Origin of the sequence: Streptosporangium sp. NPDC002524 (assembly GCF_040295985.1) — a bacterium.
GTDB lineage: Bacteria > Actinomycetota > Actinomycetes > Streptosporangiales > Streptosporangiaceae > Streptosporangium.
Map to the genome: position 1 here is coordinate 127,127 of NZ_JBEOWK010000018.1, position 14,038 is coordinate 141,164.

The following is a 14,038-nucleotide window of genomic DNA, read 5'->3' on the forward strand; positions in this document are numbered from 1 at the left end:
CGTGGCTACGAGCCGAGCCGCCACGAGTGGAGATACTCCTCCTGCTCGGAGGTGAGCTCGTCCGTCTCGATCCCGGCCGCGGCCAGCTTGAGCCGCGCCACCTCCACGTCGACCTCCCCCGGCACGTCGTAGACCCCCGGCTCCAGCCGCGCCCGCTCGCGGACCAGCCACGCCACCGAGAGCACCTGCGCGGAGAAGGACATGTCCATCACGGCGGCCGGATGCCCCTCGGCGGCGGTCAGGTTCACCAGGCGGCCCTCGGCGAGCAGCAGGAGCCGGCGGCCGTCGGCGAGGACGTACTCGTCGGTGTTGGGGCGCACCCCCCGATGGACGGCGTGCGCCAGGTCGTCCAGGGCGCGGACGTCGATCTCGACGTCGAAGTGCCCGGCGTTGGCCAGGATCGCGCCGTCCTTCATCTCCGCCAGGTGCTCGCCCCTGATCACGTCGCGGTTGCCGGTGACCGTGACGAACACGTCCCCGGCGCGGGCGGCCGCCGCCATCGACCGTACGTCGTAGCCCTGCAGCGAGGCGTCCAGCGCCTTGACGGGGTCGATCTCGGTCACCACGACCCGCGCCCCCAGGCCCCTCGCCCGCTCGGCGACGCCCCGGCCGCAGTAGCCGAATCCGGCGACCACCACGGTCTTGCCCGCGAGCAGGGTGTTCGTGGCGCGCATGATCCCGTCCATGGTCGACTGGCCGGTGCCGTAGCGGTTGTCGAACATCCGCTTGGTCCGCGTGTCGTTGACCGCCACCACGGGGAACCTGAGGGCCTTCTCCGTGGCCATCTGGCGGAGCCTGATGATCCCGGTGGTGGTCTCCTCGCATCCGCCGGAGACCGTCTCCAGCAGCTCGGTCCGCTCCGTGTGCAGGATGTTGACGAGGTCGCAGCCGTCGTCGAGGACGATGTCCGGGACGATGTCGAGCGCCTGGTGGATGTGGTGGTAGTAGGCGTCCATCGTCACCCCGGCCTGCGCGTGCACGACGACGCCGTAGTCACGGAGCGCCTCGGCGACGTCGTCCTGGGTCGACAGGGGGTTCGACGCGGCCAGGGCGATCTCGGCCCCGCCCGCCTTGAGGGTGCCCATGAGGACGGCGGTCTCGGCGGTGACGTGCAGGCACGCGGCGATCCGCAGCCCCTCGAAGGGCCGCTCGGCGGCGAACCGCTCACCGAGGGCGGTGAGCACCGGCATCGCCCGCGCCGCCCACCCGATCCTTAGCTCACCCGCGGCCACCAGAGCGCTGTCCACGTCTCTCCCCAGATTGCCGAAAACCCTTGGACTACCGAACCCCCGGAACGCCGGAACTCCGGATCCGCCCGGGTTCCGGATGACCATAACCCCGAACCACCGGAAGCCCGGACCGTTCCGAGCCCCGGATCACCGGACCCTCGGCCCGGCGGGATCCTGGAGCCGCCGGAACCCGGGAACTTCCTTGGCTCCCGGGCTCCGGAACCCCGGACCGTTCCGAGCCCGGATGGCCCGAAGGCCCCCGCGAAGCCGCGGGGGCCGTTGGAACCTCGACCGCGAATGTCAGTAACGGTAGTGGTCGGACTTGTAGGGGCCCTCGACGGCGACACCGATGTACTCGGCCTGGGCCTTGGTGAGCGTGGTGAGCTTCACACCCAGGGCGTCGAGGTGGAGGCGGGCGACCTTCTCGTCCAGGTGCTTGGGCAGCACGTAGACGCCGATCGGGTACTCGTCGGTCTTGGTGAACAGCTCGATCTGCGCGATCACCTGGTTGGTGAAGGAGTTGGACATGACGAACGAGGGGTGGCCGGTGGCGCAGCCCAGGTTCATCAGGCGGCCCTCGGCGAGCACGATGATCTGCTTGCCGTCGGGGAAGCGCCAGGTGTGGACCTGCGGCTTGACCTCGGTCTTCTCGATGCCCGGGATCCGAGCCAGGCCGCTCATGTCGATCTCGTTGTCGAAGTGACCGATGTTGGACACGATCGCGTTGTGCTTCATCCGGGCCATGTGGTCGGCCGTGATGATGTCGAAGTTGCCGGTCGTCGTGACGAAGATGTCGACGAGGCCGACGACCTCGTCCAGGGTGGTGACCTGGAAGCCGTCCATGGCGGCCTGCAGCGCGCAGATCGGGTCGATCTCGGTGACGATGACGCGGGCGCCCTGGCCCTTGAGCGCCTCGGCGCAGCCCTTGCCGACGTCGCCGTACCCGGCGACGAGCGCCACCTTGCCGCCGATCAGCACGTCGGTGGCGCGGTTGAGGCCGTCGATCACCGAGTGGCGGCAGCCGTACTTGTTGTCGAACTTGGACTTGGTCACCGAGTCGTTGACGTTGATCGCCGGGAAGAGCAGGGTGCCGGTCTTGAACATCTCGTACAGGCGGTGCACGCCGGTGGTGGTCTCCTCGGTGACGCCCTTGATGTTCGAGGCGACCTTGGTCCAGCGGCCCTCGTCGGAGACCGTGCGGCGGAGCAGGTCGAGGACGACGCCCCACTCCTCGGGGTCGTTCTCACCGGTGCTGGGAACGGCGCCGGCCTTCTCGTACTCGCTGCCCTTGTGGACGAGCATGGTGGCGTCGCCGCCGTCGTCGAGGATCATGTTGGGACCGTCGGCACCGGGCCACGTCAGGGCCTGCTCGGTGCACCACCAGTACTCCTCCAGGGTCTCGCCCTTCCAGGCGAAGACCGGGACACCCTGGGGGTTCTCCGTCGTGCCCTCGGGGCCGACGACCACGGCGGCGGCGGCGTGGTCCTGGGTGGAGAAGATGTTGCAGCTCACCCAGCGGACCTCCGCGCCGAGCGCGACGAGGGTCTCGATGAGCACGGCGGTCTGGATGGTCATGTGCAGCGAGCCCATGATCTTCGCGCCGGCCAGCGGCTGGGCCGCGGCGTACTCCTTGCGGACGGCCATCAGGCCCGGCATCTCGTGCTCGGCGAGCTGGATCTCCCTGCGCCCGAAGGCCGCAAGAGAAAGGTCGGCGACCTTGAAGTCCATGTGTGGTTACCCCTCTGGTTGATGGCGGCGTTCGCCTCACACCCTCGCCCGTCGCGCTCGTCCCGCGATCGGGCCTCGCTCCAAGGCCGGGCTCGCCGTTCCATCGGAACAGTCGACGCATGCGAGTTTAGGCGCCCGGAACGCCTCCGCGCACCCTTTGAACGGGTAACCTGACACAAGAATGTAAGGTTTCCCGCAAAACCGCTGGAAAGAGGTCACCGATGCGAATCACCGAGGCCGCCGGAAAGCTGGGCATGTCCCCCCGGATGCTTCGCTACCGCGAGGCGCTCGGGCTGCTCCCCCCGGTCAGGAACCAGGGCGCGCACCGGCGGTTCGGCCCCGACGAGCTCTCGGCCGTCGCCCAGAGCGTCGAGCTGGAGAAGCGGTTCGACATCTCCCCCGCCGAGCTCGCCTTCGCCCTGCGGACGCTGAGCGAACCCGCGGTCGCCCAGGCCGTACGGGACCTGGGGCTGCGGATCGGCCGCCTGCAGGCCCCCCGTAGGGCACTGGACTTCGAGAAGGAGAAGGCACTGCGCCTGCTCCAGCGCCGCACCCAGGGCTGACGCCCGGGGGCCGTGTGCCCGGGGGCGATGCCCGCTTCGCGGACCTCGCGTCCCGCCTCTCCCGGTCACCCTGCGGTCCGTGAGACCTCCTGATCACCCCGAGGTCCGGGAGATCTCCCGACCCACCCCGTCATCCGGGAAGCCTCCCGATCACCTCGTCATCCGGGAAACCCCCGGCCACCCCGTTCCACCCCGTCGTCCGGGAAGACGAAGGACCCCGGCGGCGTGCGCCGGGGTCCTTCGTCCGAGCCGGGATCCGCGCCGGGATCCGCGCCGCGAGGCGCGGGCGAACGGCGAAGCGGGGTCAGGAAGCGGGGTCAGGAAGCGGGGTCAGACGGAGCCGTTGACGCTGCTCCTGTCGAGGTCGGGCTCCAGGTAGATGACGCGGGCCTCCGGGACGGCCGCGCGGATGCGCTGCTCGGCCTCGTCGATGCCGCGGGCCACGTCGGCGGCCGTGTCGTCGTGGTCCACCGCGATCTTGGCGGCGACCAGGATCTCCTCGGGACCCAGGTGGAGCGTGCGCATGTGGATCACCCGGCTCACCTCGGGCGCGCTCTCCAGGGCGTCCGTGATGCGGGTCTCGACCTCGGGCCCCGCGCCCTCGCCGATCAGCAGCGACTTGGTCTCGATCGCCAGGACGACCGCGATCACCGCGAGCAGGACACCGATCATGATCGTGCCGATGCCGTCCCAGACGGGGTTGCCGGTTACCACGGCCATGGTCACGCCGAAGAGCGCGAAGATCAGGCCGAGCAGCGCGCCCAGGTCCTCAAGGACGATGACCGGCAGCTCGGGCGACTTGGAGCGGCGGATGAACTGCACCCACGACTGGTTGCCCCGGACGTGGTTGGACTCGATGATCGCCGTCCGGAACGAGAACGACTCGGCGACGATCGCGAAGATCAGCACGCCGAAGGCCCACTGGGGGGACGTGAGCGGCTCCGGAGCGGAGATCTTGTGCCAGCCCTCGTAGAGCGAGAACACCGCGCCGATGGTGAACAGCACCACCGCCACCACGAACGCGTAGAAGTAGCGCTCCCGGCCGTACCCGAAGGGGTGCTGGGGCGTGCGCGCCCGCTGCGCGCGCTTGCCGCCCAGGAGCAGCAGCGCCTGGTTGCCCGAGTCGGCCACCGAGTGGACCGACTCGGCGATCATCGATGACGAACCCGTGAAGAGAAACGCCACGAATTTGGCCACGGCGATCGCCAGGTTGGCCGCCAACGCCGCGATGATTGCCTTAGTACCGCCGCCCGCGCTCACGGCAGCCTCCGCTCAGCTCGTTGGGGAAAAGCTTGTTCGTTCAGGAAAGACGAGACAAGGATCCTATTGCGAAACCCTTGCCTTGAGTTCTGTGATCGCCGACACAGTGGCCGGGTCGACCCCGTACCCGAGAGCGAGGTACGTACTCGCGAAATCCCCGAGCGCGATCAGCGTGGCGAGCCGCTCCAGCGGGTGCGCCCCCTCCGCGGCGAGCTGCGTGACCGGGACGCCGCGATCCTGCGCGATCCGCACCGACACCTCCCGCTGCCGTACGACCCGGGGGTGCTCCTCCACGTCGCGCAGCACGAACAGCCGGAGGGACCTGCCGCTCTCGTCGGCGAAGATGTCGCGCTGGGCGAGCGGGCCGTCGAGGGCGGCCACCTGATCGTGACCGGCCTCGGGGAGCTCACCCCACATCGCCGGATACTTGCCGTTCGTGTTGAGCTGTCCTGCCCACCGGCGGGCCGCGACGGCCGCCAGCGGGGAGGAGCCCCAGATCATCGGCACGGTCTCGGCGAGCTCCATGGCGAGCGTCTTGCCCGGGTTGATGAACGACTCGCTCGCCGGGCGGCAGCGGTGGGCGAGGTCCTCAAGACGCTTGGCCACCTCCTCGAACACCGCCTCGCCGGCCTCGACCAGCCCGAGCTCGGCGGCGGCGACGACCAGCGGGACCGACAGCGCCCAGACCGCGGCGCGCGCCTGCCCTCCGCCCCCGACGGGCACGAACGACGCTCCCGCCTGCCTGGCGATCGCGTGGAGCGGCGAGTCGGGCCCGCCGACAGCGAGCAGGCGGCAGCCCCGGCGGACCGCCTCGGCGGCCACCGCGAGCGTCTCCTCGGTCCGGCCGGAGCGCGACACCGCGATCACCAGGTCGGTCGCGCCGACCCAGCCGGGCAGCCGGTGGGACCTGACGGTCACGATCGGCAGCGGGGCGCCGTGGCCGCACACCACGTTGAGGATGTCACCGGCGATGCCCGAACCGCCCACGCCGGCCACCACGATCGCCCGGGGCCGGCCGTCTCCGGCGAGCGAGGACAGGCCCGCCTCCAGGGCGGCCCTGCGGGAGGTGCGGACCTGCGCGGCCGAGTCGGCCACCGCCCGCAGCATGCCCGCCGGGTCGCCCTCGGTCAGCCGTTTCTGGTCGTCGAGCCGATCTGGCTCCCAGTTCACGACTTCCGGGCCTCGTCGACAAGCAGGACCGGGATGTCGTCCCGGACCGGGTAGACCAGGCCGCACGAGGCGGAGGTGCAGGACAGCTCGTCCACCTCGGGCTCGGCTCGCAGGGGGGACTTGCAGTTGGGACAGGCCAGGATCTCCAGCAGCCAGTCGTCGATCTTCACTCGTTCAGCTCCTCACGACAGCAAGGACCTCGTCCCTGATCGCTGCCATCTGAATCTCGTCGGCCGCCTCGGCGTTCAGCCTGAGCAGCGGCTCTGTGTTGGACGGACGAAGGTTGAACCACCATCCGGGACCGGAGACGGTGAGGCCGTCCAGCTCGTCGAAGGTGACGTCGTCGCGGGCCGCGAAGACCTCCCGGACCCGCTCCGTCGCCGCGCTCTGGTCGGCGACCGTGCTGTTGATCTCCCCGGAGGCTGCGTAACGAGTGTATTCGAGAAGAATGTCCGAAAGCGGCTTCTCCTGCTCCCCCAGCGCGGCCAGCACGTGCAGCGCGGCCAGCATGCCGGAGTCGGCGAACCAGAAGTCCTTGAAGTAGTAGTGAGCGGAGTGCTCGCCGCCGAAGACCGCGCCGGTCGCGGCCATCTCGGCCTTGATGAACGAGTGGCCCACGCGGGTGCGGACCGGACGGCCGCCGTGCTCGGCGACGATCTCCGGGACGCCCCTGGAGGTGATCAGGTTGTGGATGATCGCGGCCCCGGGGTGCCTGCCCAGCTCGCGGACCGCGACCAGGGCGGTGATCGTGGACGGGGAGACGGACTCGCCGCGCTCGTCGACCACCCAGCAGCGGTCGGCGTCGCCGTCGAAGGCGAGGCCGATGTCGGCGCCCACGTCGAGCACGGCCTTCTGCAGGTCGCGCAGGTTGTCGGGCTCGATGGGGTTGGCCTCGTGGTTGGGGAAGGTGCCGTCGAGCTCGAAGTAGAGGGCGGTCAGCTCGACCGGCAGCCCCTCGAACACCGTCGGGACCGTGTGGCCGCCCATCCCGTTGCCCGCGTCGACCACGACCCGCAGCGGCCGGATGCCGGACAGGTCGACCAGGGTGCGCAGGTGGTCGGCGTAGCCGCGCAGCAGGTCGCGCTCGGAGACCGTCCCGCCGCCCTCGCCGCCGAGGCCGCCCGAGGCCAGGATCGCGGCGGCCCGGTCGCGGATCTCGACGAGCCCGGTGGCGCCGCCGATCGGCACGGCACCCGCCCTGCACATCTTCATGCCGTTGTAGCGGGCCGGATTGTGGCTGGCGGTGAACATCACGCCGGGCAGGCCGAGGCTGCCGCTCGCGTAGTAGAGCAGGTCCGTGGAGCCCAGGCCCGCGTTGATCACGTCGGCCCCCCGCGAGGTCGCCCCCCGGGTGAAGGCCGCGGCCAGCGGCACCGACGACTCGCGCATGTCGTACGCCACGACGGCGGTCTCGGCCCCGGTCACCTCGACGAAGGCCGCGCCGACCGCCTCGGCGGTCTCCTCGTCGAACTCGTCCGGCACGACACCACGGACGTCGTACGCCTTGAAGATCTTGGCGAGGTCGCCCACTCCAGCTCCACCCTTTGCGTCGTGTTCGTGACCCCCAGCCTAGTAGGGTCAGCGGTCGCGCTGGGGCTGAGCGGAGCGCAGCACTCGCAGATGACCTCGGCGGCCGACCTCGACCCCCTGGCCGACCGGCTCGGTGCCACCGCTCGGCGCGGGTCTGGCCGCCTCGCGGACCGCGTTGGCGAGGGCCTCCAGGTCGTCGGTGCTCGGCGGGGCACCGTCGGTCGGCAGGCGCACCACCTCCCAGCCTCTGGGGGCGGTGAGCCGCTCGGCGTGCTCGGCACACAGGTCGTAGCAGTGCGGCTCGGCGTACGTCGCCAAGGGCCCGAGAACAGCGGTCGAATCGGCGTAGACGTACGTGAGCGTGAAAACGGCAGGCTGACTGCACGCGGTGCGGGAACAGCGGCGGACGGGGCTCACGGTGGGACCGTATCCGGTAAGCGTCCGGGGCGCCACTATCTGAGCGCTCTTAACGAGCGTGTCGCCACAATTCGGACACGTGTCCCGGCTTCCACCCGCCTGTACGGCTTACACCCCCTGTCCGCACGTCCCCCGGCGGCACCTCCCCCCCACCCACGCACCCGCCGTCACGACTCCCGCTCGGCCGCGTTCCCGCCGTCAGGGGTCCCACTCGTCCGCGCCTCCCCCACCCGCGCATCGCCGTCGTCCTCCCGGTGGTACCTCCCGCCACTCACGCACCCGCTGTCACGGCTCCCGCCCGGCCGCGTTCCCGTCACAGCACCTCCCCCCACCCACGCCCCCACCGTCACGGCACCTCCTCCCGTCCGGGCCCCGCCGTCTCCCGCCCCCGGCGCCGCCCGCGCTCCGGCCTACGGCACCTCCCGCCCCCGTCCGGGTCACGTCTAAGCTGGGGCCGTGAGCCCGGCACCCGGCAGACCCCGTTCTCCCCGCAGGCGCGACAGGCACGGTCGCGGCCTGCGCGGCCCGCTGGCGCCCTCGCACGTGCCGATCGCCAAGGCCCGCAGCGAGCGGTTCGACGATCTCGTCCTCGACGCCGTCGACCGGCTCAAGCCCCGATGGGCCAAGCAGCTGTCGGCCGTGGAGTTCGCGGTCGAGGAGGTCCCGCCGATCAGCGAGCTGGGCGACGGCCCCGGGCTGCTGACCGGCGAGCCCATCCCGTTCGGGCGCGCGGAGCCCGCCGCGGGGACCCGCCCGGCCGTCGTGATCATCTACCGCCGCCCCCTGGAGAGCAGGGCACGCGACCGCGACCACCTGGGCGCGATGGTCCACGAGGCGGTGGTGGAGCAGGTCGCGGGCCTGTTCGGCCTCTCCCCCGAGTCGGTCGACCCCGGTTTCGACGACCACGACTGACCCACGCCTCGCAGGGCGGCCACGACCGCCCCCGCCACGTCCCGTGGCGGGACCACGCCTGACCCGCCGGGCATCGAGGGCGACCCGACGTTCCAGCCGTCCCCCAAGCTCTCAGGGCCTCAGGGCAGGACGGTCGCGGCGGACTCGGCGATCGGGGGGACCAGGGCCCACATGCGGGCGGGGGCGAGCGGCTGCACGGTCAGCGCGAGCCCGTCCTTGAGCCGCTCCTCCATGACACGCCCGCCGTAGACCGGCCCCGAGCCGGGCAGCGGCTGTACGACCACCGCGAAGGACCCGTCCATCTTCTTGAGCGAGACCTGCTTGGTCCGCGAGGCGGGTACCTCCACCTCGAACGGCTCCCCCGGCTCGCCCTCGCGCGGGATCACCTGCACGCTCACCGCGCCCGCCGCGTCCGGCGCGGTCAGCAGCAGCCGGGAACCCGTCTTGCCGCCCGCGCGGTTGTCCGCCACGACGCTGCCCAGGTCGATGGGGCCCGCCCCGGCGGTGAAGGCCACGTCGGTCTTCGAACCGGTGCCGGTGGCGACGAGCCCGGCGACGATCGGGGTCTCCGAGGTGAGCACCAGCGCGGACGGCTGGCCGCCGATCCCGCTGGACAGGTCGACGGCGGCGACGGAACCGGCGGGCACCTCGACGAGCTCGCGGCCCTCCAGCGCGTACGTCCCCTCGGGGGTGAGGGCCTTGACCTCCACCAGCGTGTCGACCTCCTCGGCGGAGGCGACGAGCAGCTCGCGCTTCCCGCCGCCGCCGGGGATGCCCGGCACGACGACACGGGTGGCGGGGGCGGCGGAGACGGGCAGCCAGTCCACGCCGCGCCCGTCGTTCATCATCGCCCGCGCCGCGGCGGTGACCCGCCCGGAGCTGGTACGGACCTGTATCGCCAGGACGAGCGCGGAGGGCGCGAGATCCAGGACCTTGATCGTGCGGCTCTGCCCCGGCTTGAGGGTGAACACGCCGCCGGTGTCGTCGAACACCGGGCCCTCACCCGTGTAGACCAGGATCTCCGCGACGGCCGGGGCGAGGTCGGCGTTGGTCAGGTACAGCGTGACGTCCGCCGCGGCCGGTCCCGGCCCGATCAGCCAGGTGCTCGCCACCGGCTCGGCACAGCGCGTCCCGGCCAGTCCCCGATGCTCCCCCGACTTCTCCCTGCGGGTCTGCGCCACCTCCAGGCCCGCGGCCATGCTCCCGTCGGCCGCGACGACGAGGGGCGGCGAGGAGGCCGGCACCTCGTCGTGCCAGAGACGGCCGGGGACGTCGACGGTGGCCAGGGTCTTGTCCCCGGTGACGAGCGTCGCGGAGCCCGGCTCCCGGCTGCCGGGCGGGGCGACCACGCCGACGGAGGTGTCGCCGGGCGCCGGGCAGACGGCCGTCACCGAGGCGACGGGCACCCTCTCGAACCCCGGCGCGGGGGCGGTGACGGCCGGCGGCTGGGTGGCGTAGGCGACCCCGTACAGGGCGAGCAGGGCCACCAGGACCAGCACCAGCAGGCTGAACCGGTTCTCGATCAGGGATTTCACCGGGCGGCCAGCTCTCTGCGAGGCTCGGACAGGTCCTGGGCGACGGCGGGCTCGTCGGGCTCGGCGCGCGACCCCGGCGCGGCCAGGACCGAGACGATCAGCACCAGCACGGCCTGGGCCCAGAGCCAGCGGCCGTGCCAGGGGTCGCCGGGCGGCGTGATGGGAAGGGCGATCGGCTGGGTGAGCCGCCACACGCCGACCGCGCGGGACAGGCTCATCCTCGCGAGCGAGGGCTGCGAGTCGAGCGCGTGGCTGATCTCCGGGTCGACGGGCGCGGTCACCACGACGAACCGCACGCCGTGGGCGGCGAGGACCCGGGCGTCGTCACCGCCCCTGCCGGACACCAGCCCGGCCGCGGCGACCCGGACCAGCTCCCTGGGACCGTCGGGGACGGGGATGTCGGCCTCGCCGATCACCGGGGTGCGTCCGCGCAGCACGGTGAAGAGCAGGCCGCCCGGCGAGGCGCGCAGCAGCAGGGTCCGCTCGCCGCTCGCGGAGTTCTCCGCGGCGAGGGCGGGCACGACGTCGCGTACGGTCCCGCGGAGGGGGCCGTCCACGCCCTTGGTCATCCACATGCCCGCCGCGAGCAGCGGCGTGGAGAACGCGACCAGCACGACGCCGAACGCGGCGACCCTGCGCAGGCCCCCTGCCCGCCGGAACTCCACGACCCTGTCGGCGGTGAGTGCCGCCACCACGAGCATGCCGGTGGCGGCGAAGGCGAGCGGCACGCCCGGCCAGGCGGGCGCCTCGACGTCGCCGTTGATCGAGGTGACGGTGGTCCTGCTCACCAGGATCGCCACCAGCACGCCGAAGAGCGCGACACCCCAGCCGACCGCGATGACCATCCGGTTGCGGCGCATCAGCAGCGCGAGCAGGCAGGCGGCGAGGAGGCCGCCGGTCACCCAGAGCGGCGGCAGGCCGGGGCCGCCGGGGCTGAGCAGCAGCAGCGACCCGGCGGGCAGCCCGGGGTCGACCAGCGCGGGCTGGTGCAGCCCGGCCTCCAGCAGGAGCTGCCCCGGGTCGGCGGCCACCTGGGCCATCCAGGGGAACAGCAGGGCCACCGGGACGGCGAACGCCACGAGCATCGAGACCGCGACGCCCCTGCGCGGGAAGGCGAGCGCGGCCAGCGCGCCGAGGATCGCGGTCAGCGGGTAGACCAGCGGGGCGAAGGCCGTGCCGACGGCGAGGAGGAGTCCCAGCCCCCAGGCGGCGCGACGGGCGCGGCGCCGCTCCCCGGTGAGCACCGTGGTGGCGAGCGCCGCGTAGACGGGCAGCAGCACGAAGACCACCGCGGTACCGAGCCGCCCCGCGGCGACCGCTCCGGTGGCGACCGGCAGGAGGGCGTACGAGGAGGCGAGCCAGACTCTGGTCCAGCGGCCGGGGATCATCGACCGGGTGGCCACGTACGCGGAGACGCCCGCCAGCGGCACGCAGCCGAGCAGCAGCAGCGACACCGCGAGCCACGTCTTGCCGAACAGCAACGTGGAGAGCACGGCCAGCACCGCCACGTAGGGCGGGGTCCACGCGTCGGTGCCCAGGCCCACCTGGTGGTAGCTCTCGCGGTAGAGGTTCCACAGGTCGGAGGCCCCGCCGATCACCGGGACGAGCGCTCCGCCGCCCAGCCTGGCGCCGCCCGTCACCGCGCGCTCGGCGACCAGCGTGACCACGAGGAGCGCGATGAAGAGCAGGACGCCGGGGTTGCCGAAGACGCGCTGCATCACCCCGGCGTCGGTGAGCAGCTCCTCGCCGTCCTCCTGCGCGTTCGGCGAGGCGGCCACGGCGTGGTGGCGGCCCTCGGACGCCACGAACCCGCCCCCGGCCAGGTAGCTCTGGGCCCGTTCGACGAGCCGCCGGTAACCGGCGCCGGACGGGGTGAGCAGCCTGCTGACCGCCGCGTACGCCTGCCGTCTGCCCTTGGCCCGCGCCCGCCGGGCTTTGATCATCCGGACGGGGTGGCCGAAGACCGAGCCGAAGGCGAGGAACTCGTCCAGCGCGTTGGCGGGCTGCTTGGCCACCAGGAACAGCGCCGTGCGGAAGAGCGACCCGAACGCGTTGCGCACCAGCGCCCACAGCAGCGGCCGGGCGGGCAGGTTCGCCATCACGACGAAGAGGGCGTTGCGGCGGTCCAGGCGGCGGGGGTGGTCGCCGCTGGCGGTGATGCGGCGCCGTCGCCGGGTGGCGGCCTCGGCGTGCCAGGCGACCGCCCGGGTGACGTTCTGCACGCGGTACCCGGCGGTCCTGACGCGCCAGCACAGGTCGAGGTCGTCGCGGAACAGCGGCAGCGCGGGGTCGAGCCCGCCGACCTCCTCCCAGACGTCCCTGCGGATCAGCATGCCCGCGGTGGAGACCGAGAGGACGTCCCTGGTCCCGTCGTACTGCCCCTGGTCGAACTCGCGGGGCTCCAGCCCGGTGTCCCTGCGGCCGGTACGGTCGACGGTGACGCCGACCTCCAGCAGGAGCCGCCGGTCGAGCCAGTCGCGGAGCTTGGGGCCGAGCACCGCCGCCTTGGGGTCGGCGTCGGCGGCCTCCAGCAGGAGCCGCAGGGCGTGGACGTCCGGGGCGCAGTCGTCGTGCAGCAGCCAGATCCACTCCCGGCCGCCGCCGGGGCCGAGCCGGTCGAGGACCTCGGCGACGGCCTCGCCGAAGCCGGTCGAGCGCGGCAGGGTGAGCACCGCCCTGTCGCCGAGGGCCTCGGTCAGCAGCGCGGCGCTGCCGTCCCTGCTGCCGTTGTCGACCCCGACGGCCCGGTCCACCGGGCGGGTCTGCCTGAGCAGGGCTTCCAGGGTCTCTCCCAGCCAGCGGGATCCGTCGTGGGAGACGACGATCGCGGTGACGGTGTGCTGGGGGCGCTGGGGGTGCGGGGGGTCGGTGATGGACATACGTCCCGTGTTCAGGAGTGGTGGTGATCGGCGCGACAACGATACGGCACCCTCTGTCTGACTATGTCTTACACCTGGTCGCGCGCACGAAAAAAGGGTCACGCGACCGACGGTCACGTGACCCCGTGGACATATTCGTCAAGCGCCTCGGAGAGGCGTCACATATCTCTGTCAGACCGCTCGACCGCCTCCGGCACGTCTTCCGTGCGCGTCGGTGCCGACCGGTGTTCGTGGTGCGGGTGTTCGTCGTGTTCGTGTCGATCGGTTGGGTCAGTTGGATCAGTGTTCATAGTGTTCGTCGGTGCTCGGACGTCCGGACCGGCCGGATCCCGGAGCGCTCTAAACCTTCCGGCCCTCCGGCCTTCCGGTCACGGACGGCTCAGACCGCCTCGCGCTTGATCCGGCGGCGTTCACGCTCCGACAACCCACCCCAGATTCCGAACCGCTCGTCATGCTCGAGTGCGTACTCAAGACACTCGGCACGCACCTCGCAGGAGCGGCAAACCTTCTTGGCCTCGCGGGTGGACCCTCCCTTCTCCGGGAAGAACGCCTCCGGGTCGGTCTGCGCGCACAAGGCGCGCTCCTGCCAGCCAAGCTGCTCTTCAGCGATGCTCTCCTGTGCGATGACCAGGTCGGCCACTGCACACCTCCCTGCCGCACGCCCGCAAAATTGGAGCCCCCCTATGAACGCCTCCCCCTTACCCACCCAGAGGAAGGCGTAACAACACGTGTGTAATTACACGCGCGTGCCCGGTGTGGCGTCAAGCGGCATGCTGGTATCCGGGGAAAGACCTGCTCTCCCCGGTTGTGGGTCG

Annotated in this window: 12 protein-coding genes; 2 read left to right on the forward strand and 10 right to left on the reverse strand. The window is 71.9% G+C overall.

Annotation, left to right across the window (positions count from 1 at the left end):
• Window positions 1–5: 5 nt before the first annotated feature.
• Entirely contained in the window at window positions 6–1,247 is a 1,242-nt protein-coding gene (locus ABT053_RS28980) for an adenosylhomocysteinase (protein WP_350973087.1), read from the reverse strand.
• Window positions 1,248–1,529: 282 nt separating this feature from the next.
• Window positions 1,530–2,957: an adenosylhomocysteinase gene (gene ahcY, locus ABT053_RS28985; RefSeq protein ID WP_350973088.1), complete on the reverse strand. Its 1,428-nt coding sequence runs from the start codon at window positions 2,955–2,957 to the stop codon at window positions 1,530–1,532.
• Window positions 2,958–3,178: 221 nt separating this feature from the next.
• On the opposite strand from ahcY, the gene ABT053_RS28990 reads away from it, so the two are divergent.
• Window positions 3,179–3,520 (forward strand): MerR family transcriptional regulator, encoded by a 342-nt coding sequence (locus ABT053_RS28990; RefSeq protein ID WP_350973090.1) that lies wholly within the window; start codon window positions 3,179–3,181, stop codon window positions 3,518–3,520.
• 330 nt (window positions 3,521–3,850) lie between these two features.
• On the opposite strand, the gene ABT053_RS28995 is transcribed toward ABT053_RS28990, so the two are convergent.
• From ABT053_RS28995 to ABT053_RS29015, 5 genes are all read right to left on the reverse strand, one after another.
• Window positions 3,851–4,780 carry a cation diffusion facilitator family transporter gene (locus ABT053_RS28995; RefSeq protein ID WP_350973092.1) on the reverse strand — a complete coding sequence of 310 codons (930 nt, stop codon included), beginning with the start codon at window positions 4,778–4,780 and terminating at the stop codon, window positions 3,851–3,853.
• A gap of 63 nt (window positions 4,781–4,843) precedes the next feature.
• Complete coding sequence (locus ABT053_RS29000) at window positions 4,844–5,950, reverse strand: SIS domain-containing protein (protein ID WP_350973094.1); 1,107 nt, start codon at window positions 5,948–5,950, stop codon at window positions 4,844–4,846.
• The gene (locus ABT053_RS29005; RefSeq protein WP_012888128.1) at window positions 5,947–6,120 is read right to left on the reverse strand and encodes a Trm112 family protein; all 174 of its coding nucleotides are present in this window, start codon (window positions 6,118–6,120) and stop codon (window positions 5,947–5,949) included. Before ABT053_RS29005 ends, ABT053_RS29000 begins: the two co-directional genes overlap by 4 nt.
• 4 nt (window positions 6,121–6,124) lie before the next feature.
• Window positions 6,125–7,480 (reverse strand): phosphomannomutase/phosphoglucomutase, encoded by a 1,356-nt coding sequence (locus tag ABT053_RS29010; protein ID WP_350973095.1) that lies wholly within the window; start codon window positions 7,478–7,480, stop codon window positions 6,125–6,127.
• A 48-nt stretch (window positions 7,481–7,528) separates the two neighbouring features.
• Window positions 7,529–7,897 carry a DUF3499 domain-containing protein gene (locus ABT053_RS29015; RefSeq protein ID WP_329090499.1) on the reverse strand — a complete coding sequence of 123 codons (369 nt, stop codon included), beginning with the start codon at window positions 7,895–7,897 and terminating at the stop codon, window positions 7,529–7,531.
• Between the two features lie 456 nt (window positions 7,898–8,353).
• Between ABT053_RS29015 and ABT053_RS29020 the strand changes: the two genes are divergently transcribed.
• The gene (locus tag ABT053_RS29020) at window positions 8,354–8,809 is read left to right on the forward strand and encodes a metallopeptidase family protein (protein ID WP_350973096.1); all 456 of its coding nucleotides are present in this window, start codon (window positions 8,354–8,356) and stop codon (window positions 8,807–8,809) included.
• A gap of 119 nt (window positions 8,810–8,928) precedes the next feature.
• On the opposite strand, the gene ABT053_RS29025 is transcribed toward ABT053_RS29020, so the two are convergent.
• From ABT053_RS29025 to ABT053_RS29035, 3 genes are all read right to left on the reverse strand, one after another.
• Window positions 8,929–10,344, reverse strand: coding sequence for a DUF5719 family protein (locus tag ABT053_RS29025; protein WP_350973099.1), 1,416 nt, complete (start codon window positions 10,342–10,344; stop codon window positions 8,929–8,931).
• Window positions 10,341–13,223, reverse strand: coding sequence for a glycosyltransferase (locus ABT053_RS29030; RefSeq protein ID WP_350973100.1), 2,883 nt, complete (start codon window positions 13,221–13,223; stop codon window positions 10,341–10,343). Before ABT053_RS29030 ends, ABT053_RS29025 begins: the two co-directional genes overlap by 4 nt.
• Window positions 13,224–13,602: 379 nt before the next feature.
• Window positions 13,603–13,863 carry a WhiB family transcriptional regulator gene (locus tag ABT053_RS29035; RefSeq protein ID WP_037969494.1) on the reverse strand — a complete coding sequence of 87 codons (261 nt, stop codon included), beginning with the start codon at window positions 13,861–13,863 and terminating at the stop codon, window positions 13,603–13,605.
• Between the last annotated feature and the right edge of the window lie 175 nt (window positions 13,864–14,038).

Coding starts and splice junctions, on each gene's coding strand:
- ahcY (WP_350973088.1), bottom strand. CDS start 2,957: ATGGACTTCAAGGTCGCCGACCTTTCTCTTGCGGCCTTCGGGCGCAGG.
- ABT053_RS28990 (WP_350973090.1), top strand. CDS start 3,179: ATGCGAATCACCGAGGCCGCCGGAAAGCTGGGCATGTCCCCCCGGATG.
- ABT053_RS29030 (WP_350973100.1), bottom strand. CDS start 13,223: ATGTCCATCACCGACCCCCCGCACCCCCAGCGCCCCCAGCACACCGTC.